Annotated in this window: 23 protein-coding genes; 16 read left to right on the forward strand and 7 right to left on the reverse strand. The window is 59.3% G+C overall.

The window, feature by feature from the left end; all coding sequences use genetic code 11:
* Positions 1–103: 103 nt before the first annotated feature.
* Both MED193_RS09865 and MED193_RS09870 read right to left on the reverse strand, forming a co-directional pair.
* Positions 104–1393, reverse strand: coding sequence for a glutamine synthetase family protein (locus tag MED193_RS09865; protein ID WP_009809567.1), 1290 nt, complete (start codon positions 1391–1393; stop codon positions 104–106).
* Between the two features lie 137 nt (positions 1394–1530).
* Entirely contained in the window at positions 1531–2790 is a 1260-nt protein-coding gene (locus MED193_RS09870) for a cytochrome P450 (RefSeq protein WP_009809568.1), read from the reverse strand.
* 79 nt (positions 2791–2869) lie between these two features.
* Here MED193_RS09870 and MED193_RS09875 point away from each other — a divergent pair, with 79 nt between their 5' ends.
* Positions 2870–3586, forward strand: a complete 717-nt coding sequence (locus tag MED193_RS09875; RefSeq protein WP_009809569.1) for a type 1 glutamine amidotransferase — start codon at positions 2870–2872, stop codon at positions 3584–3586.
* A 58-nt stretch (positions 3587–3644) separates the two neighbouring features.
* On the opposite strand, the gene MED193_RS09880 is transcribed toward MED193_RS09875, so the two are convergent.
* From MED193_RS09880 to MED193_RS09900, 5 genes are all read right to left on the reverse strand, one after another.
* Positions 3645–4295, reverse strand: coding sequence for a GntR family transcriptional regulator (locus MED193_RS09880; protein WP_009809570.1), 651 nt, complete (start codon positions 4293–4295; stop codon positions 3645–3647).
* Between the two features lie 80 nt (positions 4296–4375).
* Complete coding sequence (locus MED193_RS09885; protein WP_009809571.1) at positions 4376–5512, reverse strand: nitronate monooxygenase; 1137 nt, start codon at positions 5510–5512, stop codon at positions 4376–4378.
* Positions 5509–7491 (reverse strand): acetyl-CoA carboxylase biotin carboxylase subunit, encoded by a 1983-nt coding sequence (locus MED193_RS09890; protein ID WP_009809572.1) that lies wholly within the window; start codon positions 7489–7491, stop codon positions 5509–5511. The genes MED193_RS09885 and MED193_RS09890 overlap by 4 nt, the downstream gene beginning before the upstream one ends.
* Positions 7492–7508: 17 nt before the next feature.
* Positions 7509–9125, reverse strand: coding sequence for an acyl-CoA carboxylase subunit beta (locus MED193_RS09895; RefSeq protein WP_009809573.1), 1617 nt, complete (start codon positions 9123–9125; stop codon positions 7509–7511).
* An 81-nt stretch (positions 9126–9206) separates the two neighbouring features.
* Positions 9207–11027: an acyclic terpene utilization AtuA family protein gene (locus tag MED193_RS09900; RefSeq protein WP_009809574.1), complete on the reverse strand. Its 1821-nt coding sequence runs from the start codon at positions 11025–11027 to the stop codon at positions 9207–9209.
* A 289-nt stretch (positions 11028–11316) separates the two neighbouring features.
* Here MED193_RS09900 and pcaF point away from each other — a divergent pair, with 289 nt between their 5' ends.
* The 15 genes from pcaF (at position 11317) to MED193_RS09975 (ending at position 22964) form a co-directional block, all read left to right on the forward strand.
* Complete coding sequence (gene pcaF / locus MED193_RS09905; protein ID WP_009809575.1) at positions 11317–12519, forward strand: 3-oxoadipyl-CoA thiolase; 1203 nt, start codon at positions 11317–11319, stop codon at positions 12517–12519.
* Between the two features lie 30 nt (positions 12520–12549).
* Positions 12550–13527, forward strand: coding sequence for a 1,2-phenylacetyl-CoA epoxidase subunit PaaA (gene paaA, locus MED193_RS09910; protein WP_009809576.1), 978 nt, complete (start codon positions 12550–12552; stop codon positions 13525–13527).
* Positions 13524–14003: a DUF3291 domain-containing protein gene (locus tag MED193_RS09915; RefSeq protein ID WP_009809577.1), complete on the forward strand. Its 480-nt coding sequence runs from the start codon at positions 13524–13526 to the stop codon at positions 14001–14003. Before paaA ends, MED193_RS09915 begins: the two co-directional genes overlap by 4 nt.
* A gap of 4 nt (positions 14004–14007) precedes the next feature.
* On the forward strand, positions 14008–14292 hold the full coding sequence (paaB, locus tag MED193_RS09920; RefSeq protein ID WP_009809578.1) for a 1,2-phenylacetyl-CoA epoxidase subunit PaaB: 285 nt from the start codon (positions 14008–14010) through the stop codon (positions 14290–14292).
* On the forward strand, positions 14292–15065 hold the full coding sequence (paaC, locus tag MED193_RS09925) for a 1,2-phenylacetyl-CoA epoxidase subunit PaaC (RefSeq protein ID WP_009809579.1): 774 nt from the start codon (positions 14292–14294) through the stop codon (positions 15063–15065). The genes paaB and paaC overlap by 1 nt, the downstream gene beginning before the upstream one ends.
* A gap of 131 nt (positions 15066–15196) precedes the next feature.
* Positions 15197–15670 (forward strand): 1,2-phenylacetyl-CoA epoxidase subunit PaaD, encoded by a 474-nt coding sequence (gene paaD / locus MED193_RS09930; RefSeq protein ID WP_009809580.1) that lies wholly within the window; start codon positions 15197–15199, stop codon positions 15668–15670.
* Between the two features lie 10 nt (positions 15671–15680).
* Positions 15681–16754, forward strand: a complete 1074-nt coding sequence (locus tag MED193_RS09935) for a 2Fe-2S iron-sulfur cluster-binding protein (protein WP_009809581.1) — start codon at positions 15681–15683, stop codon at positions 16752–16754.
* Between the two features lie 24 nt (positions 16755–16778).
* Positions 16779–17540, forward strand: coding sequence for a Phenylacetic acid catabolic protein (locus MED193_RS09940; RefSeq protein ID WP_009809582.1), 762 nt, complete (start codon positions 16779–16781; stop codon positions 17538–17540).
* 230 nt (positions 17541–17770) lie between these two features.
* Positions 17771–18631: a branched-chain amino acid aminotransferase gene (locus MED193_RS09945; protein WP_039966811.1), complete on the forward strand. Its 861-nt coding sequence runs from the start codon at positions 17771–17773 to the stop codon at positions 18629–18631.
* 451 nt (positions 18632–19082) lie between these two features.
* The gene (locus MED193_RS09950; protein WP_009809585.1) at positions 19083–19538 is read left to right on the forward strand and encodes a universal stress protein; all 456 of its coding nucleotides are present in this window, start codon (positions 19083–19085) and stop codon (positions 19536–19538) included.
* 233 nt (positions 19539–19771) lie between these two features.
* On the forward strand, positions 19772–20335 hold the full coding sequence (locus MED193_RS09955) for a NifU family protein (RefSeq protein ID WP_009809586.1): 564 nt from the start codon (positions 19772–19774) through the stop codon (positions 20333–20335).
* 70 nt (positions 20336–20405) lie between these two features.
* Complete coding sequence (locus MED193_RS09960) at positions 20406–20771, forward strand: GFA family protein (RefSeq protein ID WP_254655446.1); 366 nt, start codon at positions 20406–20408, stop codon at positions 20769–20771.
* Position 20772: 1 nt separating this feature from the next.
* Positions 20773–21378: a tRNA (adenosine(37)-N6)-threonylcarbamoyltransferase complex dimerization subunit type 1 TsaB gene (gene tsaB / locus MED193_RS09965; RefSeq protein WP_009809588.1), complete on the forward strand. Its 606-nt coding sequence runs from the start codon at positions 20773–20775 to the stop codon at positions 21376–21378.
* Positions 21371–21796, forward strand: coding sequence for a ribosomal protein S18-alanine N-acetyltransferase (rimI, locus tag MED193_RS09970; protein ID WP_254655447.1), 426 nt, complete (start codon positions 21371–21373; stop codon positions 21794–21796). The genes tsaB and rimI overlap by 8 nt, the downstream gene beginning before the upstream one ends.
* A 169-nt stretch (positions 21797–21965) precedes the next feature.
* Positions 21966–22964: a BMP family protein gene (locus MED193_RS09975; protein WP_009809590.1), complete on the forward strand. Its 999-nt coding sequence runs from the start codon at positions 21966–21968 to the stop codon at positions 22962–22964.
* Positions 22965–22977 lie beyond the last annotated feature (13 nt).

The raw sequence follows: 22977 nt of genomic DNA on the forward strand, positions 1-22977 counted from the left end.
TAGCGCCGCTTCCGCGGCGCTCCAGTTCTATATGGTAAGATCGGCGGCTATCGCAGAGCCCGCCGACCTCACCAAGCCCAACCGAGACACCTCCTAACCTACGTCAGACAAAATGAACGTAGAAATCCCGCATGCCGTCCCCTTCCAGATCTCGGGTCTTGCGCACTTCCTTGCGCTTCATAAACACATGGTTGGCAACCAACTCGGCTCCCACTGCCTCTGACAAAACCCTATCGCGCTCCAAATCCGCAACCGCGCCCTTGAGGTCAATCGCCGTCCCCTCCCGCGCATCCGTGCGATCAAACCCGTCGCCCGTTTCCATCGCTGGCAACTCATAGCCACGCTCAACACCCAACAGGGAAGCCTGCAGAACCGCTGCAACCGCAGTATATGGATTCGCAGAGGCATCCGCCATCCGATGCTCCAGCCGCGCTTTGGCCCCTCCTTCTGAACTGATCCGCGTGGTCACATTGCGGTGGTCGCCGCCCCAGTTCTGCCAATAACCAGACAAAGACCCAGGCTGCAGCCGCATATAGCTGTTCGCGGTGGGCGCGATCAGCCCAGCCAGGCCCTTGTGATGCTGCAACACGCCAGCCAGACAGGCCCGTGCCAGATCATTCATATGTTCAGGTCCGCCGCGCGGCCCCGAGGACAGCGCATTGCCCCCGGCTTCATCGACAAAGGAAAAGTTGATGTGCATGCCCGAGCCACCGGCCTCGGCCACGGGTTTTGGCATGAAGGTCAGAACAATTCCGTATTCCAGCGCAATCTCACGCGCCATCAGTCGGAACAGCACAATATCATCCACCGCCTTCACCGCATCATCAAAGGTCAGCGTATATTCAAACTGTGGTGAATCAAACTCCGCCGTGATCATATCGAGCGAAAAGCCCATCTCATCCGCCATGGCCCAGATCCGGTCATTGAACCTCAAAGGATCGGCGAAAGGCCCGGTGCCGTAGACCACGCCTCCTGGCGCGTCATAGGGCATCAAACGGCCCCGATCATCTGCTTGAAGCGCATAGGCCTCCAGCTCGATCCCCACCTTCGGGCTCAAGCCCCGCGCCTGCCAACCTGCAACTGCACGTTTCAACGCCCCCCGCGGACAAAGAGACAGTGGTTCGCCTTCAACGTCATACAGATCCCCCAACACCACCTTGGTCGAGGCGTGCCAGCTGTCGCGAATATCATCATGCTGCCAGCGCAGTTCCATATCCGGCATGCCCTGCTTGACCAGGGACCCCGGCGCATCCAGAAGATCGCGATCATAATGCGTCCCAAAGACAGAGCGGCAAAAGCGCGTATCCCCATCGCCGATCTTGGAATTGGGCAGGTATTTCCCCCGCATGATGCTGAGGTGGTCACAAAACATCGCGCGCAGGCGGGTCTTCATGGCAAAAATCCTTCCGGCTGGAGAAATCGAATTGGCACGGCTGCAATAAAGAGATCACAGCGTCTGTTGCTCATTACTTAACATATTTAGCGCCTATGCGGGACAGGTTTTTCCCTGCGGCAAGCGCCGTTCGACACTCAGCGCGGTGTGACCCGCACTGGCAATGACTTTATGCCCCCAACAAAATTGGAGCGCAGGAATTTCTGCTCTCCGGCAGCTTCGATATGGCTGATCCGTTTCGCCAGTTCCTGAAACAGAACCGTGACTTCCAGCCGGGCCAACCACATGCCTAGGCAAACATGCGGACCAAACTGACCAAACGACAGATGGCGATTGGGGCTGCGCATCAGATTGACCCAGAAAGGATCTTGAAAATAGCTGTCATCCCGATTGGCCGAGATGAACCAATACAAAACCTTGTCCCCCGCCCGGATCAGTTTGTCATGCATTTCAACATCCCGCGTCGCTGTGCGGCGAAAATAGAGCGCAGGCGTAGCCCAGCGGATAATCTCATCCGCCGCTGTCTCCCAAACCGCCCCCCCGGCCTGCATCTGCGCCAGAAGCTCGGGCTGATGGCACAGGGCCTGAATGCCCGCAGCAATCGAATAGCGCGTGGTGTCATTGCCCGCCGCCACCAAGAGGCAAAAGAAATTGCGAAACTCTGTTTCAGTGATGGTAGAGCCATCCTTGGCAGGCTCCAAAATCATGTTGAGCACCCCAGAGGTATCCCCCGCCTTTGCCTTATCCGCCATCAACTCCTTGGCGTAAACATAGAGCTCCGCCCCGGCAGGTGAGTTAAACGGCATCATCCGGTATTCATCCGTCTGCAGCTTATCCATGACATGGGCGGTGAAATCCGGGTCGGTATTGGCAATCAGCGCATCGCCTTTCTCGACCAACCAAGGCAGATCCGCTTCTGGCAGCCCGACCACGCGCCCCAGCATCCGCATCGGCAATTGTCGAGCAATCTCCTTAGTGGCATCAAAACTGCCCCTTTCCAGCACCGGATCCAATATCTCAGCGCAGATATCACGAATTTCCTGCTCATACTGCGCCATTGAGGTCTTGGAGAAAGCCTTCATCAGCTTCATTCGCACCTTGGAATGCTCCGGCGGGTCGGTCTCCTGAAAGGTCCGGCGCGCCAGGTATTCCTCATAGCTCTGATCCTCCATGCGGATTCCGCGTGCCGAGGAAAACACCTCTGTGTTCTTGTTCATCTGGGTGATGTCGTCATAGCGGGTCACCGACCAGAAATTTTCGCCCCCCTCATATTCCGTCCAATGCAGGGGATCGTCACGGCGCAGCCGGGCAAAGGTGTTGTGCGGCGCGCCAGAGGCAAAGGTGTCGTGACTGCTGAGATCGGCAAAGCCGTCGTCCTGCGGTGTCCAGATCGTCATGAGGGGCTTCCCGAATGGTTGCTTTGTGTATATTATTAGACCCCATAAATATGTAAATATAAAACTTCAGAGCCCAAACATGCACTTAGCAATTCTGGTCACCAATACAGACACAAGCCCCTTTGCCGCCCAGCACCCTTTGGATGGTGAAAAATTCACGCGGCTGATCCATTTGGTCCGACCAGATTGGTTGACGACGGTATTTCAAACACACCAAGGGCAGTTCCCATCAGACATAACCGCCTTTGACGGCGCCATGATCACCGGCAGTCCGGCATCCACCCGAAGCGGCCTGCCCTGGATTGCGCCGCTGCTGACCCTCATCCAGCAGATGCACGAAATCCGGTTTCCGCTCTTTGGCGCCTGCTTTGGACACCAGGCCATTGCTCTCGCTTTGGGGGGGGCTGTGGCGAAAAACCCAAATGGCTGGGTGCACGGCCTTATCCCCAATCAATCATGTGCAACCTTGCCCTGGGCGCAGCAGCTTGAGACAGAATTCAGCCTCTATGGCTCACATAGCGAATATGTCAGCAAACTGCCTCAACAGGCCCAGGAATGGGCGACCAGCACCGGGCTCAACGCCGGCTTTTGCATTGGACGTCAGATCTGGACCAGCCAGCATCACCCGGAAATGAGCCCAGACTTCATCGCGGCCCTTACTGAGGAGATGCGCACCGAGTTGGGTCCAGATCTCTACTCCCAGGCCAAAGCCAGCCTTGCCATCTTGGCAGATCAAACCACCTTTGCAGAATGCCTCGCCTGCTTCTTTGAACAAACATCCAGAGCGCCACTCTAGCAAAGTCAGCCCCCTTCATTTTGGCCAAAAATATGCCCGCCGGAGGCAAAAGCCCGCTTCAACCCAGCGCCGCGAGCAGATCCATCACGGTCACCTGATCAAATTGCACATGCTGGATCATACGCCGCTCCGCCTCTGGCTCGTTATGGGCATAGATCAACTCGGCTATCTCGCGGTGCTCCTTTGCGGATTGCGCAATTGATCCCGGATATTGATAGCGCGCCCGGTAATAGGCCATCAGCTTACGTGCATTGGTCTTGATCATCTCGACCAAGAACGGGTTCCCGGCCCCAAAGGCAACGCCCGCATGAAACTGCAGGTTCAGCTGATAGTAGCCATTGGGATCTCCATCGCCTTTCTTCGCGGCATGAGCTTCACAGGCCTGCACCACCCGCTCCAACTCCTGTCGTTGCCCCCGGGTCATCCGCCGGGCGGCCAAGCCAGCCGCCTGACCTTCCAGGTTTGCATGCACCTCCAGAATAGCCAGAAACTCTTCCAGGCTCGGCTTGAACAGCACCGCCCCTTTGCGGGGCAGGCGCCGGATCAGGCCGGCAGCCTCCAGCTGAATAAGGACCTCACGGATTGGCGTGCGCGACACCGAATGCCGCTGCGCCAGTCCGATCTCGTCCAGCACATCTCCCGGGTTCAACTGTCCCGCATCGATATCGGCAAGAATCGCATTCAATAGCCCTTCGCTCTGCCCTGCCACTGGTGTTGCCTCTTTCCGCTACAAGTCCCGGATTGACCATAGGTGCCAGGCTGGGACAAGGCAACAAAGCGGCTGCCGAGCTAGTCCTCCAACAGGGCCCCAAGCCGTTCAAAGGCCGTCAGAAAATCCTCTTTGAAATCCTGCACTACAGCGCTTGCGGACATTGCTTGGTTCATCAAGCCTACCCCCTGCCCCACCCAATAGGTGGCCAGATCCTGCGCGCCAACATGGCCCTTCTGGGACATCTGATCAATCCGGTGCAGGGCTGGCTCCGATACCAGGGTCTGCAGCGGCATTGGCAGCGGTCTGGGCGCTCCCTTTCCCTCCCAGGCCTCGGTCCAGGCACTGACCAACTGGCGCGACGGCTTGCCGGTACGCGACCGGGAGCGCACCGTGTCGCGACTACTGGCCGCCAGCATCTTTTCCTTCACCACAGGATTGGTTTCCGCCTCTGCCGTGGTCAACCAGACCGACCCACACCAGGCCCCGGCTGCCCCCATGGCCATAGCCGCGGCCATCTGGCCTCCCGTTGCGATGCCACCTGCCGCCAAAACCGGCACGCCGGAACCGGCAATGGCCTGCACCACCTCGGGCACCAGAACCATGGTTGAAATCTCGCCAGTATGACCACCAGCCTCGCCACCTGAGGCAATGATCAGATCAACCCCTGCCGCCACCTGTGCGCGGGCATGTTCAGCAGTGCCAACCAAGGCGCCGACAGCAACCCCATGCGCCTTGCCCCGTTCCAGCATATCCTGCGGCGGCACGCCCAATGCATTGGCAATCAACGCAATTGGATGGGAAAAGGCCACGTCAAGGCTGCGCCGCGCACCGTCGGAGCTGATGTTCTTACGAAACACCAAGCGATCAGCCCGTATGGGTTCCAAATCGCCAGGCTCGACCCCATGCTGTTGCAGCACATCGCTGGCAAAATCCTTGTGCCCGTCAGGCAGCATCGCCAGGATCGCCGCGTCCGGGAGATCCTCTCCTTTGGCCTCGAAGGTGTTTGGCACGATGAGGTCGACCCCATAGGGCTTGCCATTGACATGGGCATCAATCCACGAGAGCTCCTCTTCCAACTCCTCGGGCGACATCATTGCGGCCCCAAAGACCCCCATGCCCCCGGCATTGGTGACGGCGGCGACCACGTCACGACAATGAGAAAAGGCAAAAAGCGGAAACTCGATGCCCAGTTGTTTACAGAGATCTGAATTCATGGCTTGCGCTCCTGCGTGTCCGTTTCCTGTTCAACCCTGACCAACAGATCACCTGCCTTCACCTGGCTTGGTGCGGTGACAGCCACCTCGCTGATCCGGCCTGCCACCTCGGCCAGTAATTCGTGCTGCATCTTCATGGCCTCAAGCACAGCCAGACGGGTTCCGACCTCAACCCGATCCCCAACCGCAATGCAAAGCTCCAGAAGATTGCCATGCATTGGCGCCCGCATCTCACCACCACCTGTGGCGGTGGCGGTCTCTGCACTGGCCCGCAATCGCGTGAGCTTCAGCATCCGTGTACCTGTGGCAAGAAACAGATCATCCCCAACCATCCGATGATCGCGCAGATCGACGCGCTGGCCATCCAGCCGCAGGCAATCGCCATGCTGCTCCAGATAATGCTGTGCCTCTGCAACCTGAACCTGCAGTCCATCGCGGCTCTCGCGCAGCAACACAGCAGACCGCGCGCCGCTCGCCTCAAGCACCATTCGCGCCCGCAATGCGCCCTGGCTTGACCAGCCCAGCAGCTCTGCCGGGGTGCCAGCGTGCCTGGCCAACATGGCCTGATCGGCGCGATAGACCAGACAGGCCGCCAGCGCCAGATCGGCAGTGGTAACAGCTGGCACCTCCATCGGATCAAAATGATCCCCGATGAAGCTGGTGGTGGCGCTGCCGCTGGCAAACACCTCGTGGCCCAGAACATCAATCAGGAAGTCCCGGTTGCAGGCGGGGCCAAAAATCACCGTATCGCCCAGCGCCGCAATCAGCCGCTCGAGGGCCTCGGTGCGGCTTTTGCCATGGGCAATGACCTTGGCCAGCATCGGATCATAATAGGCTGAAACCTCCTGCCCGGTAGCGATACCCGCATCCACGCGAATACCTGCCCCCACCGGAGGCTTCCAATGGCTGATCCCCCCGGACTGTGGCAAGAACCCCTGGCCCGGATCTTCTGCATAAAGTCGCACTTCGATGGCATGCCCCGTCAGCGCCACGTCCTCCTGCGACAGGCCCACAGCCGCGCCGCGTGCCGCACGGATCTGCAGTGCCACCAGATCTAGCCCCGTGACCATTTCGGTGACAGGATGTTCCACCTGCAGACGAGTGTTCATCTCAAGGAAGTAAAACGCACCACTTTCGTCCAGCAGGAATTCAACCGTTCCCGCGCCCAGATAGTTGATGGCCCGGGCGGCCTCTACGGCGGCAGCGCCCATCTCAGAGCGCAGATCTGGCGTCATCACGGGACAGGGGGCTTCCTCCACCACCTTTTGGTGGCGGCGCTGTACCGAGCAATCGCGCTCCCCCAGATGGATGGTATGACCCGTGGCATCGGCAAAGACCTGTATTTCCACATGGCGTGGGTGCAGGACCGCCTTTTCCAGGATCATCTCCTCTGAGCCAAAGGCCGACAGAGCCTCACTTTTGGCCAGCTCCAGAGATGTTGGGAAATCCGCAGCCTGGGTAACCAAACGCATCCCCCGCCCGCCGCCACCGGCAGCGGCCTTGATCATAACCGGATAGCCAATCTGCGCCGCCTTTGCCTGCAGTACAGCCGGGGATTGATCCGCCCCCTCATAGCCCGGCACACAAGGCACCCCTGCCTCGATCATCCGACGTTTTGCAGCCGCCTTATTACCCATCAGGGCAATGGCCTCGGCGCTAGGGCCAATGAAGGTCAGGCCCGCCTCGGTGCACGCCTTAGCAAAATCGGCATTCTCGGACAGGAAGCCGTAGCCAGGGTGCACAGCCTGCGCCCCTGTTTCCTTGGCCGCCGCCAGGACCTTGGCCGCATCGAGGTAGCTGTCGCCAACGGGCCCCTCTCCGATGCAGATGGCTTGATCGGCAAATTCAACATGGGGGCTATGGGCGTCTGCCTCTGTATAGACCGCGATGCATTTGATCCCCATCTCACGCGCTGTGCGCATGATGCGCAGGGCGATTTCGCCACGGTTGGCTACCAGGATTGAGTTAAACTGTGCCATAGACTGCTCCCCTCCCATCAGGGCCGCCCCACGCCAAAGGCATTGGGGTTGAGATCGCGGCGGCGCGCCTCCATGCAGGTGGCGAGGCAGAAGCCGATCACCGCCCGGCTGTCTCGCGGGTCAATCATCCCCATGTCGAGCATCCTACCCGAGGTGAAAAACGCATCCGATTGATTGTCAAAATGAGCGGCGATTCCAGCGCTCTGTTTGGCAAGGCGGGCCTCGTCCACTTCAACGCCCTTACGCTCGGCGGTGCGCCGTGCCACCTGTTCCATGGTCAGGGCCGCCTGTTCGCCCCCCATCACCCCGGTCATGGCATTGGGCCAAGTGAACAGAAAATCCGCTCCAAAGGCATGGCCACACATGCCGTAGTTGCCCGCGCCAAAGCTGGCCCCGGTATAGAGCGAGATCTTGGGCACCCGCAGATTGGTCACGGCCTGGATCATCTTAGAGCCATGCTTGATCATGCCTGAGCGCTCATAGGCTGCACCCACCATATAGCCGGTGGTATTGCCCAGAAAGATCACCGGGGTGCCCGCCTGATCCATCGCCTGCAGGAAATGTGTTGCCTTGGTTGCGCCATCGGGATCAATTGGGCCGTTGTTACCCAGAATTCCAACTGGCTGCCCCATGATATGCGCCTGCAAACAGACGAGAGCGGGGCCGTAATGCGGTTTGAAATCACGCAAACGTGAGCCGTCCACCAGCCGCGCGGCCAGTTCGCGCATGTCATAGGGCTTGCGATAGTCAACAGGGATGGCCCCGGCCAGCTCCTCGACATCATATTTTGGCGCGTCATAGTCCACCGGCGCAGAGGCGCAGCCTTGCCAGCCAAGCCCCGCCACCACATCACGGGCGATTTCCAGCCCATGGGCATCATCCTCGGCCAGATATTCTACCAGGCCGGTAACCTCCGCGTGCATCTCTGCCCCACCCAGATCGGCGTCCTTGGCAATCTCGCCCGTGGCCGCCTGCACCAGCGCAGCCCCAGCCAGCATCGCCATACCATTGCCTTTGACCCCGATTACATAGTCCGACAGACCAGGCTGATAGGCGCCCCCCGCAGTCGAGGCCCCGTGCAACACTGTGATCACCGGGTTACCCGCCGCCGAGAGCCGCGCCAGACCGGCGAACATACCCCCACCATGGGCCCAAAGCTCAACCGTGTAGCGGGTCAGATCGGCCCCGGCGCTCTCAACCAGGTGCACAAAGGGGAGTTTCTGCTTCAGAGCGATCTCTATAGCCCCAAGCGCCTTATCCACCGATTTCCCAGTCATTGCCCCTGCATTGATGCCTGCATCATCAACAAAGACCATGCAACGCACCCCCGAGACATAGCCGATCCCCAAGATGATCGAAGCTCCAGGAATAGAGGTCTCCGGGCTTGGATCATCCACCAGATAAGAAGCCATATTGTAGAGCTCAACAAAGGGCATGCCCGGGTCCAGCAGTGCAGCCAGACGTTCGCGTGGCGACAGCTGGCCGCGTTTGTCAAAGACCGGGCGGCGTTGTTCCGATTTGGCTGCGGCCCGGGCTTCCAGAGCGCGCATCCGTTCGACCAGGGCCAGCATTTCAACCCTGTTCTGGGCATAGCTATCACTGGAGGTGTTGATTCTGCTTCCAAAGGCCTTCATTGGCATGTCCTCATCGGATTGACCTTGTAAAGTAAGGCTGCATTCCCGCTCTCCTCAAGCTCAAGCACCTGTTGTCTCGTTCTAGTGTGATGCATCATTCTCACCTCGCAGCAGGGCCAGCATATCCGCATCCACAGCAACGGGTGCAGCCAACAACAGCTGCGCATACCCCTTGGCCTGGGGATCATTGCGCAACGAAGAGGTGCCGCCACCGCCCAAGGCCCCATGCAGAAGAATATTCATCGCTGCAGAGCCGGGAAGGTAAAACCGCTCGACCTTATTGGCCACGTCCGCATCCAGAAAATGCCCAAAGACCCGCAGCAGGTGTTCGGGCGTAATCGCGGCCCAGATCCAGGGCATCAGCTCCGGTGCCCGCGCTATTACGCCAATATTCGCGATATCCCCCTTGTCACCGCTGCGAGCCCAGGCGAGTTCCACCAAGGGCACTTGGACGGTCCGCGCCGCCCCAGGCGGGCTGGGAAACTGAACACTCTGCGCCGTAACAATAGGCTGCCCAATCGCTGGGACACAGTCCAGTGCTCCAGCGTCATCCCGTAGCCGCACCTGAACCTGTTCCTTGGGGGTCACATAAGAAAACAACGCCATCACGGGCGTTGGTTTCGGCCGCGCCCCGGCAAAACCGCTCAACCCCGGAGGCGTCGCCAACCCCAACCCCGTCGCCTCTTTCAAAAACAGTCCGACAGCCCGGGCATCCGGGTGACGCACTGCGATCTTAACCACCACTTCTCGAGACGGGTCCGAGCGTCGCATGGCGCCGAACTGGCTCTCTGCACCCAGTAGTTCAATGCTGACATCAGTGTAATCCTGGGCCTGCATCTTTGTCAGGGTCGCACGACAACGTTTGAGCACCGTCTCGGCAAAATGCAGCGCCTTGGCCTCTGCCTCCAGCCCGTAGAAAGTAAAGAGATGACCGGACCGATAGCCATCGGCCCAGGTCAGGCAGGTTTTGTAACTGTTGGGCACGCCAAGGCCGCGCGCCCCTGCAACCCGCACCCGGTCTGGACCGGTCTGCTTAAGCGTTACCTGCGAGAAGTCACAGGCTACATCTGGCAACAGATAGGCCTGCGGATCGCCGATTTCATAGAGCATCTGCTCTCCCACCGTGCCGCGCGACACCTTGCCACCTGACCCTTCGGGCTTGCTGACTTCAAATGTACCATCCGCAAAGACCTCGGCAATTGGGTAGCCAATCTCAGAAAGGGTATCAGAGGCCTCGCGCCAATCGGTGAAATTCCCCCCCGTGGCCTGTGGCCCACATTCGAGAATATGCCCAGCCAGACTTCCCCCTGCCAGAGCATCCAAATCATCCGCGCCCCAGCCATAGTGGTGAATCACGGCGCCAAGCGTGACCGCGCTGTCGACGCAGCGCCCGGTCACAACGATATCAGCGCCACGGTCCAATGCCACCGCGATCGGAAAGGCCCCAAGATAAGCATTGATGCTGGCAATCTTTTCGACTGGCGGCAACGGCGCAAAGTCAAACATATCCTGCGGCGCGCGGGCGGCGATCTCTTCGCGTTGCGTCAGCAAATCATCGCCCGTTATGACCGCAACCTTGAGCGAAAGCCCCTGGCTTTTGATCTCAGCCCTTAGCGCTGCCGCACAGGCCTCAGCATTCATTCCGCCTGCGTTCGAAACAATCCGGACGCCTTGTCGGGCGATTTCAGCCAGGTTCGGCGCCATAGCTGAGGTGACAAAATCCGTAGCAAAGCCAGCCTCGGGATCATGGGCCCTTGCCCGCGCTAGTATCGCCATGGTGATTTCGGCCAGGTAGTCATAGACAATAAAATCCAGCCCCTGAGCAGAGAGAAGCTGAGGCGTTGCCAAACTTGCATCCCCCCAAAATCCACTGGCGCCGCCAATGCGCACCCCCTGTGACATGTACCCTCCTCCCCTGGGCGGATGCCGCCCATTCTGGCTGTCCGCCCAACTACGCTCCAACAGACCGATCGTTCTGTTTTTTTTACATGAGCAAAGCACGTCCCTAGCCGCAAGTATATTCCACAAGGCAGCTGAAACGACGTAAAGTCACAAATGCCAAGTCACATGTTACACAATATAGCCAATTCGATCTTTTCTGTTACGTTTTGCTTGCCACGAATCATCAAGAGGCGTAACACCGACCCATCGGTCGGCTTATTTCGCCACCAGACCAGGAGACGCGAACACCATGGATGCATTCATCTGCGATGCCACCCGAACCCCAATTGGCCGCTACGGCGGCGCCCTGTCACAAGTGCGCACCGACGATCTGGCAGCCGCGCCGATTGCGGCCCTGGCAGCGCGCAACCCACAGGTAGACTGGGCCAGCATCGATGACGTCATCTTTGGCGATGCCAACCAGGCCGGTGAAAGCAACCGCAATGTGGCCCGCATGGCCTCCCTGCTGGCAGGCCTGCCTGTGGATGTGCCCGGCACCACCATCAACCGGCTTTGCGCTTCTGGAATGGACGCCGTTGGCATGGCCTCACGCGGGATCCGTTCTGGCGACTATGATATGGCCATCGCAGGCGGCGTTGAAAGCATGAGCCGCGCGCCCTTTGTGATGCCCAAGGCGACATCGGCCTTTACCCGCGCAAATGCGGTTTATGACACCACCATCGGCTGGCGCTTTATCAACAAAAAAATGCAAGCGATGTATGGCACCGACTCGATGCCACAGACCGCCGACAATGTTGCTGCTGATTATAACATTAATCGCGCAGATCAGGATGCCTTTGCCGCCCGCAGCCAAGCCCGCTGGGCCGCCGCCCATGAGGCAGGCATTTTTAACGATGAAATCACACCTGTATCCGTACCCCAGCGCAAGGGCGATCCGCTGATTGTCGACACCGACGAGCACCCCCGCCCCGGCACAGGTGCCGACAAGCTGGCCAAACTCAAAGGCGTCAATGGCCCCGACATGACCGTGACCGCCGGCAATGCCTCTGGCGTCAATGACGGGGCTGCCGCCATCCTGATGGCAAATGAAGCCGCTGCTGCAAAAAATGGCCTCAAGCCTATGGCCCGCATCGTTGGCATGGCCGCAGCCGGGGTTGAGCCCCGCATCATGGGCATTGGCCCGGTGCCCGCCACCCGTAAGGTTTTGGCCCGCACCGGCCTGACGATCGAGCAGATGGATGTGATCGAGCTGAACGAGGCCTTTGCCTCGCAGGGGATCGCCACCCTGCGCGAATTGGGTGTCGCTGATGATGCGCCCCATGTGAACCCCAACGGTGGCGCCATCGCCATCGGCCACCCTCTTGGCATGTCCGGCGCCCGTTTGGTGCTCACAGCCGCCTATCAACTGCAACGCACAGGTGGGCGCTATGCGCTGTGCACTATGTGTGTCGGCGTTGGGCAGGGAACCGCCCTGATCCTCGAACGCGTTTAAGCCAGCAACCCTACACGGGAGGAGCAAGTCATGTATGCACAGATGGTACAATCCGAAGCGAGCACCGATGATCCGGAAAAGCTGGCCGCCTTTCAGGCCCGCATTGATGCCGGAGAAAAGATCGAACCCAAGGACTGGATGCCTGCGGGCTATCGCAAGACCCTGATCCGCCAGATCGGCCAGCACGCACACTCGGAAATCGTCGGCCAGCTGCCCGAGGGCAACTGGATCACCCGCGCGCCCACGCTGGAACGCAAGGCGATCCTGCTGGCCAAGGTCCAGGATGAGGCCGGGCATGGGCTTTATCTCTACTGCGCCGCCGAAACCCTGGGTGTCAGCCGCGATGAACTGACCGAAATGCTGCTGGACGGGCGGATGAAATACTCCTCCATCTTCAACTATCCAACGCTGAACTGGGCCGATATGGGCGCAGTGGGCTGGCTGGTCGATGGCGCCGCCATCATGAACCAGGTGCCGCTACAGCGGACGTCCTTTGGGCCCTACTCGCGCGCCATGATCCGGGTCTGCAAGGAAGAAAGCTTCCACGCGCGTCAGGGATTTGACGCCATCCGCAAAATGGCGACAGGCACGCCCGCGCAAAAGAAAATGGCCCAGGATGCGGTCAACCGCCTGTGGTTCCCAGCGCTGATGATGTTTGGTCCTTCGGATGCAGATTCCGTACATTCGACCCAGTCAATGGCCTGGAAGATCAAAATGAACACAAATGACGAACTGCGTCAGAAGTTTGTCGATCAGACCGTGCCACAGATCGAGTACCTCGGGCTCGACCTGCCGGACGAGGGTATCAAATGGAACGAGGAGCGGGGTCACTATGACTATTCCGACCCTGACTGGTCAGAATTCTTTGACGTGATCAAGGGCAATGGCCCCTGCAACACCGACCGGCTCGCGGCCCGCAACAAGGCCTGGAAAGACGGCCAATGGGTGCGGGATGGCCTGCTGGCCCATGCGCGCAAGAAAGCCGTAAAAAAGATCGCTGCCGAATGAAGCATCTTGCCGAAATCAATATTGCCCGCCTAAAACATGACGCCGATGACCTTCGTGTAGCGCCCTTCATGAATGCATTGGACCAGATCAATGGCATTGCTGAACGCTCAGCCGGGTTTCAATGGCGCTATACCGATGACAGCGGCAATGCCACCGACACATTGGTGATGAATGATCCCCGTGTCATTGTGAATGTCTCGACATGGGACCGGGTAGAAAATCTCGAGACATTTGTCTGGGGCACCATCCATCGGCAATTTTATCAGCGCCGAGAAGAATGGTTCAACATGCTGGATTCTATGCATTTTGCAATGTGGTGGATCGAGCCCGGAACCCAACCCAGCGTCGAGGAAGCAATGGACCGCCTCGCGCATCTCGATGCCCATGGCAACAGCGATCACGCCTTTGGCTGGTCGCACCTCCCCCAAGCCACGCGCTGGCGCAGCGCACAATGCAGCACCGTAGCAGCGGAGTAATCACATGAAAAACGAATGGCCCCTCTGGGAAATCTTCATCCGCGGTCAACATGGCATGAGCCACCGTCACGTCGGCTCACTGCATGCACCCGACGCCGAAATGGCGATAAAGAACGCCCGTGACGTCTACACCCGCCGCAATGAAGGCGTGTCGATCTGGGTGGTTGAGGCAAACCATATCGCGGCCTCTTCGCCCAGTGACAAAGGCCCGCTGTATGAGCCATCTGAATCCAAGGTCTACCGTCATCCGACCTTCTTTGACATTCCCGACGAAGTGGGAGCGATGTAATGGCGGCCCCGCTCACACAAGATGAGGCCCTGTTTCAGTTCCTGCTGCGCATGGGCGATAACACCCTGATCCTGGGTCACCGGGTCAGCGAATGGTGCGGCCATGCGCCCGTTCTAGAAGAGGACATTGCCCTGGCGAATACAGCGCTGGATCTGATTGGTCAGACCCAGATGTGGCTGGGCCTGGCGGGCGAGGTTCAGGGCGAAGATAAATCGGCTGATGATCTGGCCTTTCTGCGCGATGTCTGGGATTTCCGCAACGTGCTGCTGGTCGAGGTTCCAAACGAGGATTTTGGCCGCACCCTGATGCGCCAGTTCCTGTTTGACGCCTGGCATTCGATCCAGCTGGGGCATTTGATGAAAAGCTCGGATGAGCGCATTTCTGCCATCGCCGCCAAGACCAGCAAAGAGGTCGCCTACCACCTGGAACGCTCTGCCGACACGGTTGTGGGTCTGGGCGATGGCACCGAGGAAAGCCACGGCTACATGCAGTCGGCGCTGGACTATCTGTGGCCCTATGTGGGTGAGATGTTCGCCAGCGATGAGGTCGATGCCGCCATGGTCAAAGCGGGCATTGCCCCTGATCCGGCCTCGCTGCGCGCCGATTATGACGCGCTGATCGGGCGGGTTCTGGCAGAGGCCACGCTGAATATTCCCGATAGTGGCTTTGCCCATAAGGGCGGGCGCAACGGCAAGATGCATACCGAGCACCTGGGCCACCTGTTGACTCAAATGCAGTGGCTGCAGCGCGCCTATCCCGGCGCCAGCTGGTAAAACCGGACTGGCAATAAACGAAATAGGGGCAACGCCTGACCCTGGGGTCGGTGCGAAAGCGCCCTCCCGTGGGGCGGGTCGGGCGCTGCCCGGCCTCACGGCCGGGAAAAACACCGCAACGAGGACCGCACATGAGCCAATTACATGAACAGCCAAGTGTAGACCAGATCTGGGAATGGCTTGACGCCGTGCCAGATCCTGAAATTCCGGTGATCAGCCTTGTGGATCTGGGCATTATTCGTGGCGTGGACTGGCAAGAGGATACCCTAGTGGTCTCCGTCACGCCGACCTATTCCGGCTGCCCTGCGACGGCGATAATCAACCTCGATATTGAGACCGCTCTACGCGATCACGGCCTGAACAAGATCCAGTTGAAAACACAGATCGCGCCCGCCTGGACCACCGACTGGATGTCCGAGAAGGGCCGCGCCAGACTGGAAGAGTTCGGCATTGCCCCGCCGCAGGCGGCAGGCGGGCCGGAGCGCTGCCCCAATTGCAAAAGCACCAACGTCACCCGTGTGAGCCAGTTTGGCTCCACCCCCTGCAAGGCTCACTGGCGCTGCCAGGACTGTCTTGAACCTTTTGATTATTTCAAGTGCATCTGAGGAGAGTTCCATGGCGCGCTTCCACCAACTCGAAGTTACCGATGTCCGCAACACCATCCGCGATGCGGTTGTGGTTTCTCTGAAGCCCGTCAATGGCGCGGCAGCGGAATTTGATTTCACCCAAGGCCAGTACCTGACCTTCCGGCGCGATTTTGACGGCGAAGAGCTGCGTCGCAGCTATTCCATCTGCGCCGGTAAAGGCGATGGCATCCTTCAGGTTGGCATCAAACGGGTCGATGGCGGAGCTTTCTCCACCTGGGCAAATACCGAACTCCAGGCTGGCGACATGCTGGACGCCATGCCACCCATGGGCAGCTTTTTTACCCCCTTGGATGCCAGCACCGCCAAGAGCTATCTTGGCTTTGCAGGCGGCTCCGGTGTGACCCCTGTCTTATCAATCCTGAAGACCACGCTGGAAGCCGAACCAGAGTCCACCTTCACGCTTGTCTATGCCAACAAAGGCGTCAACACCATCATGTTCCGTGAGGAGCTAGAGGATCTGAAAAACCTCTATATGGGGCGCTTCAATGTGATCCATATCCTGGAATCGGACGCGCAGGAAATCGACCTCTTCACCGGGCTGGTGACTGAGGAGAAATGCGCTCAGTTGTTTGAACACTGGATCGACATCAAATCCGTCGATACCGCCTTTATCTGTGGGCCAGAACCCATGATGCTGGGCATTGCCTCTGCCCTTCGCACGGCAGGTCTGGACGACAGCCAGATCAAGTTTGAGCTTTTTGCCAGCGCCCAGCCCGGCCGCGCCAAGCGCAAAGAAGGCAATGCAGATGCTGCCAGCGCCGGCAATCAGGCCACCGCAGCGATCACCCTGGATGGCTCGACCCAGACGGTGCAGATGGGCAAGGATATGACCATTCTGGACGCCGCTTTGGAAAACGCCATGGACGCGCCCTATGCCTGCAAGGCCGGGGTGTGCTCGACCTGCCGCTGCAAGGTAATCGAGGGCGAAGTGGATATGGTCGCCAACCATGCCTTGGAAGATTACGAGGTCGAAAAGGGCTATGTGCTCTCCTGTCAGGCCTTCCCGGTCACCGACAGGGTTGTTGTCGATTACGATCAGTAACGCGTTTAAGAGGAAGGATATTTCATGCCTGAAGACATGAGCATCGAGAGCTATCTCGCCCAGGGTGGCATGTTGAGCAATCCTGCCAATGTGCCGCCGCGCTACCGTGCCGCGCTGCTGAAGTTGATGGCCACCTTTGTTGACAGTGAACTGGCAGGTGCCGCCGGTTTTGCCGAAATCATCAACGAGGGCCCCGGCATCAAGGCCCGAATTGCAGCCGCCAAGATCGTGCTGGAGAAGAGCGACAACGCAGACCGCGTCCTGCGTATCATGGGAGAGTTTGGCGCCGATACCGAACGCTATGCAGATCACCACCCCTGGACTGCACGACTTGAGCGCGGTGCCGATATCGGACAGCAACGCTCGGACCACGACATGCGGCTGGCCGTGTTTAACTATCCGCTGGAAGGCTGGGCAGATGCTGTGGTCATGAACCTGTTGATGGGCCGCGCCGTTGCCGTGCAGCTGGCCGAGTTCTCTCTGGTCTCCTACCAGCCCCTCGCCGAAGTCTTCCGCGCCCTGGCACCGATTGAGGCCCGCCACGCTGAGCTGGCCGAAGAAGGCCTGGAGCGCTTGATCCAAGAGGTCGGCAAAGGCGATCTGCAGGCTTCGATTGACTATTGGTGGCCGCGGGTCGCCGCGAGCTTTGGCAGCGAGGCCTCAGAGAAGTTCGACGGTCTGAAAGCCATGGGGCTGCGCCGCACCCCCAATGCCGAGCTGAAGACCCGCTGGCAGGCAGAGGCCAGTGCAAGACTGGCAAAGCTGGGCCTGACCCAGCCCGCCTAAAACTTTGACAGATTGCGCTTGGCCCAGCAAAAACGGGATGAGCCCCGATCAAAACACAGGCCAACTCAGCGCGTTCCAACAGGAGCGCGCAGCTATTTCTGCTGCTTGCGCTGGTGCTCTGCCGCCAAAGATCAAATGCCCGCCAAAGGCAGGACACCCTGTCAAAAAAGGTCTGGCCCTATGACCTTTTCCCTTCTAGATTTGCCGCAAACAAAGCGATGGGGGATATGATGGCCGTAGGCAGAAACATTCGCACCTATTTTCAGGGCACATGGCACGATGGCGATGTCGCCCTTATGAAGGGGGCAGATCACGCCATGTGGCTGGGCTCTTCGGTCTTTGACGGGGCGCGGTTCTTTGATGGGATGACCCCGGATCTGGATCTGCACTGCGCCCGCACCAATGCCTCGGCCAGGGCCCTGCTGATGTCCCCCACTCTCGAGACCCGCGCGATGGTCGAGATCGCTTTGGAAGGGCTGCAGGGCTTTGCGCCGGGCGCCGCCGTCTACATCCGGCCGATGTATTGGGCCACGAGCGGGGATGCAACAACCATTGCTCCGGCCCCCGAGAGCACAGAGTTTGCGCTCTGCCTGGAGGAAATCCCCATGGCGTCCGCCGAAGCCAGCGCAACCCTGACCCGCACGCAGTTTCGCCGCCCCGTACTGGAGAATGCGGTCGTCAATGCCAAGGCCGGCTGTCTCTATCCCAACAATGCGCGGATGCTGCGCGAGGCCCAGAGCCGGGGCTTCAGCAATGCACTGGCCTTGGATGCCATGGGCAATGTGGCAGAAACCGCAACCGCCAATATCTTTATGGTGCGTGACGGGGAGGTCTTTACCCCGATTCCAAATGGCACCTTTCTGGCCGGAATCACCCGGGCCCGTCATATCGCCAACCTGCGCGCTGATGGGGTCACCGTGCATGAGACCGTTCTGGGACTAGGGGATTTTGAGGAGGCCGATGAAATTTTCATGTCGGGCAATATGAGCAAGGTCACCCCGGTCACCGCGTTTGATGAGCGCAGCTACCAGATCGGCCCCGTCGCAAAGCGGGTGCGGGAACTCTATTGGGACTGGGCTGCAAGCCAGTAAGACCATCACTTTCATTTGCTTGGTGCAGGGCACAGGGAAGCAAATGCTCCCGCCCGTCCCCAATGCCTCTTTGAGGCACAGGGATCCCGTTGGGGGTGGCGCCGTGCAGGGCACGGCGCGGCAGCGCCTTTTTCTGCGGTTGAGTGCAGAATAGCTGACGTCCCTCTTCCTACTGTCGCGAAGGGCCTCTTGCTCCCTCCTCAGCTCTGAATCCGAGCTGAAACAAAGGCAGCAACATCACAGCAGGGACCGCGCCGCGCCAGCGGCGCCGGGCCCAACTGTGAATGGGATCGCAGATCCCATGGAGCAGGCGGGAGCTCCCCCCTCTGCAGCCAAGCGGCGCTGCAAGTCTTCGGATCTGCCAGCGGTGTCGCAGCGATAGTGAAACAGGGCTATTGTTGCGCGGAGACTAATGCGTCATGATCCTTGATGGAGCAACCAGAGGCCAAAAATGCGCAAATTCCTTGTTGTACTGGATGACAGCCGTGAATGTCTGAACGCAATGCGTTTTGCCGCGATGCGTGCGGCAAAAACAGGAGGCGGTGTCGCCATCCTCTCTGTCATCCCGCCAGATGAATTTAATCACTGGATAGGCGTCGGTGAAGTCATGCGGGAGGAAGCCCGCGAACGTATCCACGCCCATTTTGAAGTCTTTGCCAAATGGATGCGAGATCGGCAGGGCGTAGACCCAGAGCTGATCATTCGCGAAGGGGAAGCCGTCCCTGAAATCATGAGCCAGATTGAAGCCGATTCCGAAATCGGCGTCTTGGTCCTGGGCGCGGGAGACGACCGAAAGGGTCCAGGACCGCTGGTCAGTCAATTGAGCAAATCCTCAGGTAGCCTTCCAGTTCCCATAACTATTGTACCAGGTGACCTATCCAAGGATCGCCTGGAGGCCATCACCTAAGACAGGCGGGCGCCGCCTGGGTGTCCCACTGTCGACTTCACCGCGCAAGCCATCAAGGCCACTGCGCAGGGGTCAATTTGGTTATCAGGCTTGCCCTATGGAGTTTGAAAAACATTGCCTTTGAAATCCTCAAAGGGGATTGTGCAATGGGATGCGCTAATTTAGAATAATTCTAAACCTTGACTTGATGCCCCTTCGGGCACATATCCCACTGATGCTTTTGGAGGCCCGAGATGTTTATTCAGACCGAATCCACACCCAACCCAGCGACCTTGAAATTTCTGCCAGGGCAGACCGTTCTAGACGCCGGAACAGCAGATTTCCCCAGCGCTGAAACCGCAGGGAGCTCGCCATTGGCCACACGCATTTTTGCGGTCTCTGGCGTTGCAGGCGTTTTCTTTGGCAATGATTTTGTCACTGTCACCAAATCTGACAGCGTGGAATGGGATCATATCAAACCGGCCATTCTTGGCGCCATCATGGAGCATTATCAGTCTGGCCAACCGATCGTAAACGCAGGCGGCGAACAGTCTTCTGGCCACGCGGAACATAGCGGCGAAAACAGCGAAATTGTTGACCAAATCAAAGATCTGCTCGACAGTCGGGTGCGCCCTGCGGTGGCGCAGGATGGTGGGGATATCACCTTCCACGGTTTTGACCGCGGGGTGGTCTACCTGCATATGCAAGGCGCCTGCGCTGGGTGCCCGTCCTCGACCCTGACGTTAAAGATGGGCATCGAAAACCTGCTGCGCCACTATATCCCTGAGGTGACCGAGGTGCGTCCGGTTGCCGTCTGAGGCAGCCCAGCTCCCCTTTACCGCGCGCTGCTACTGCGGCGCTTCCCGCTTACGCTTGAGCCAGGCACCTTTGACGGCCGCCTTTTGCCATTGCCGGGATTGCAGACGTTGGACAGGGGCGCCCATAGGCGCCTTTGCTGCCTTTGACGACGCCGCCTTATCTGTAGATCCGCCGCTTGGTGCTGGGGTTTCACTGACGCCTGGCGTGCGGCGCTGGAACTGTCCAACCTGCGGCTCGCCACTCGCAGCCCGGTTCGACTACCTGCCCGATCAGGTCTATATCCCCCTCGGCATTCTCGATCAGGCCGACCAGATCGCGCCTCAAAGCCACAGCCATGCTGCGGCAGCGCTGCCCTGGTTGCATCTGAGCGATACCTTGCCACGGGACGCCAGCTCTGCCAGAGAGCGACTGAACGCGTCACGCAAGGATTTCTAAAATGGTTCAGCGGGCTGATCCCCCCCTTGTTCTGGGCTTTGACACCTCCGCGCCCCATTGTGCGGCTGCCTTGTTGCTGGGGGACAGGGTTCTGGCACAACGGTTCGAAGAGGGTTCGCGAGGACAGGCAGAACGGCTGATGCCGATGCTGGAAGAGATCCTGTCAGAGGCAGGCAAAACCTGGGCCCAGCTCACCGCCATCGGCGTTGGCATTGGCCCCGGCAATTTCACTGGCATTCGTATTGCCGTCTCCGCAGCGCGCGGCCTTGCGCTGGGGCTCAGAATTCCCGCTGTGGGTATCGATGGGTTTGACGCCCGTGAACAGCAGGGATTGCTGGCGGCAATTCCTGCGCCGCGTGCGCAGGTCTATTGCCGCCTTCCGGGGCAGGCGCCGCGTCTGATGCCAGAGTCCGAGGCCTGCGACGCCGCGCGCAGCGCAGGGCTAAAGTTTGCGCCTGTGGCGTCCCCTGCAGACCTGGCACAGCGCATCGCAGAATGCGCGGGCAAGCGGTATAAGGACAGCGTAGTAGCACCTGCACCGCTCTATCTGCGCGCCGCCGATGCCGCCCCGGCACGGGACCTGCCACCACAGCTGATTGATGGCTAATGTCCCGTCACCACAGGCAATGGCCCGGATACATTCGGCGGCTTTTGCCCAGTCCCGCCCTTGGACAGAGGAAGAATTTGCCGCCCTTCTGGACAGCCCGCTGATCTTTGCCAGCGGCGATACACGCTGTTTTGCCCTGGTGCGAGTAATCGCGGATGAGGCGGAGCTACTTACCATCGCCACCGATCCAGCTTCTCAACGGCAAGGGCTGGCCCGCGCGGTGATGCAAAGCTGGCAGGCCCAGGCGCAATCCCGCGGCGCCAGGTTCTGTTTTCTGGAAGTCGCCGCAGACAACAGCGCAGCTATCGATCTTTATCGCTCTGAGGGATTCGCTCCCTGCGGGCGCCGCCTTGGCTATTACCAGCGCAGAAATGCAGCTTCTGTCGATGCGATTGTCATGCAAAGAGAGTTACCTTAGGCAACCTGCGCGGATTTCGCACCAAACGGTCAAAAAGCGGTTGACCCCCAACCCGCGCAAAGGGCTAAATTGCCGCACCTAATCATAACAATCCCTCTAGGGTCGAAGAGATCACCTCTGGCTGATCATGTCCGACAACTGCAGGGAAGAACAAACCGGGAGTACCCAAATGACGCTGATGAAATCCCTGATGGGCGCCGCTGCCACGCTGGCTCTTTCTGCAGGTGCCGCACTGGCAGAGCCTGCGCTGATCTTTGATCTGGGCGGAAAATTCGACAAGAGCTTTAACGAGGCCGCCTTTGGTGGTGCCCAGCGTTGGGCTGAAGAAACCGGTGGCACCTTCCGCGAAATCGAGCTGCAGGCCGAAGCCCAGCGTGAGCAGGCCCTGCGTCGCTTTGCCGAGGCTGGTGCCAACCCGGTTGTCACCATGGGGTTTGCAATGGCCGATCCGCTCTCCTCGGTGGCGGCTGACTACCCTGACACCAAATTCGTCGCCATTGACGTGACCTGGCTGGACGCACCCAACATCCGCCAAATTGGTTTTGCTGAGCACGAGGGCTCTTATCTGGTGGGCATGATGGCCGCGATGGCGTCAAAGTCCGACACTGTGGGCTTTATCGGCGGCATGGATATTCCTCTGATCCGTCACTTTGGCTGCGGCTATGCCCAGGGCGTAAAGGCCGTGAACCCAGATGCCACAGTCATCGCCAACATGACCGGCACCACCCCGGCGGCCTGGAACGATCCGGTAAAGGGGTCTGAGCTGACCAAATCGCAAATCAGCCAGGGCGCAGACGTGATTTATGCTGCGGCTGGCGGCACCGGTGTTGGTGTGCTGCAGACCGCCGCCGACGAGAACATCCTGTCGATCGGCGTTGACAGCAACCAGAACCACCTGCACCCAGGCAAAGTTCTGACCTCGATGCTCAAACGTGTTGATGTTGCCGTCTATGAGGCCATGAAAGCTGGCGAAGATCTGGAAACAGGTGTGTTTGCAATGGGTCTCGCCGAAGAGGGTGTTGGCTATGCTCTGGATGACAACAATGCCGCACTGGTCAACGACGAGATGAAGGCTGCTGTGGATGCGGCCCGTCAGAAGATCATCGATGGCGAGATCGAAGTTGTCTCTTACTATGCGGACAACAGCTGCCCTGCGCTGAAGTTCTAAGCAAGAAAGCCCC

The organism is Roseobacter sp. MED193, from assembly GCF_000152965.1.
In the GTDB taxonomy this organism is placed as follows: Bacteria; Pseudomonadota; Alphaproteobacteria; order Rhodobacterales; family Rhodobacteraceae; genus Pseudophaeobacter.

Excerpts from the sequence above, each read along its gene's own strand:
- MED193_RS09955 (WP_009809586.1), top strand. The coding sequence starts at position 19,772 with ATGTTTATTCAGACCGAATCCACACCCAACCCAGCGACCTTGAAATTT.
- pcaF (WP_009809575.1), top strand. The coding sequence starts at position 11,317 with ATGGATGCATTCATCTGCGATGCCACCCGAACCCCAATTGGCCGCTAC.
- MED193_RS09865 (WP_009809567.1), bottom strand. The coding sequence starts at position 1,393 with ATGAAGACCCGCCTGCGCGCGATGTTTTGTGACCACCTCAGCATCATG.
- MED193_RS09875 (WP_009809569.1), top strand. The coding sequence starts at position 2,870 with ATGCACTTAGCAATTCTGGTCACCAATACAGACACAAGCCCCTTTGCC.
- MED193_RS09870 (WP_009809568.1), bottom strand. The coding sequence starts at position 2,790 with ATGACGATCTGGACACCGCAGGACGACGGCTTTGCCGATCTCAGCAGT.
- MED193_RS09915 (WP_009809577.1), top strand. The coding sequence starts at position 13,524 with ATGAAGCATCTTGCCGAAATCAATATTGCCCGCCTAAAACATGACGCC.
- tsaB (WP_009809588.1), top strand. The coding sequence starts at position 20,773 with ATGGTTCAGCGGGCTGATCCCCCCCTTGTTCTGGGCTTTGACACCTCC.
- MED193_RS09975 (WP_009809590.1), top strand. The coding sequence starts at position 21,966 with ATGACGCTGATGAAATCCCTGATGGGCGCCGCTGCCACGCTGGCTCTT.
- MED193_RS09900 (WP_009809574.1), bottom strand. The coding sequence starts at position 11,027 with ATGTCACAGGGGGTGCGCATTGGCGGCGCCAGTGGATTTTGGGGGGAT.
- paaC (WP_009809579.1), top strand. The coding sequence starts at position 14,292 with ATGGCGGCCCCGCTCACACAAGATGAGGCCCTGTTTCAGTTCCTGCTG.
- paaA (WP_009809576.1), top strand. The coding sequence starts at position 12,550 with ATGTATGCACAGATGGTACAATCCGAAGCGAGCACCGATGATCCGGAA.
- MED193_RS09940 (WP_009809582.1), top strand. The coding sequence starts at position 16,779 with ATGCCTGAAGACATGAGCATCGAGAGCTATCTCGCCCAGGGTGGCATG.
- paaD (WP_009809580.1), top strand. The coding sequence starts at position 15,197 with ATGAGCCAATTACATGAACAGCCAAGTGTAGACCAGATCTGGGAATGG.
- MED193_RS09895 (WP_009809573.1), bottom strand. The coding sequence starts at position 9,125 with ATGAAGGCCTTTGGAAGCAGAATCAACACCTCCAGTGATAGCTATGCC.
- MED193_RS09890 (WP_009809572.1), bottom strand. The coding sequence starts at position 7,491 with ATGGCACAGTTTAACTCAATCCTGGTAGCCAACCGTGGCGAAATCGCC.
- MED193_RS09945 (WP_039966811.1), top strand. The coding sequence starts at position 17,771 with ATGGCCGTAGGCAGAAACATTCGCACCTATTTTCAGGGCACATGGCAC.
- rimI (WP_254655447.1), top strand. The coding sequence starts at position 21,371 with ATGGCTAATGTCCCGTCACCACAGGCAATGGCCCGGATACATTCGGCG.
- MED193_RS09885 (WP_009809571.1), bottom strand. The coding sequence starts at position 5,512 with ATGAATTCAGATCTCTGTAAACAACTGGGCATCGAGTTTCCGCTTTTT.
- MED193_RS09935 (WP_009809581.1), top strand. The coding sequence starts at position 15,681 with ATGGCGCGCTTCCACCAACTCGAAGTTACCGATGTCCGCAACACCATC.
- paaB (WP_009809578.1), top strand. The coding sequence starts at position 14,008 with ATGAAAAACGAATGGCCCCTCTGGGAAATCTTCATCCGCGGTCAACAT.
- MED193_RS09950 (WP_009809585.1), top strand. The coding sequence starts at position 19,083 with ATGCGCAAATTCCTTGTTGTACTGGATGACAGCCGTGAATGTCTGAAC.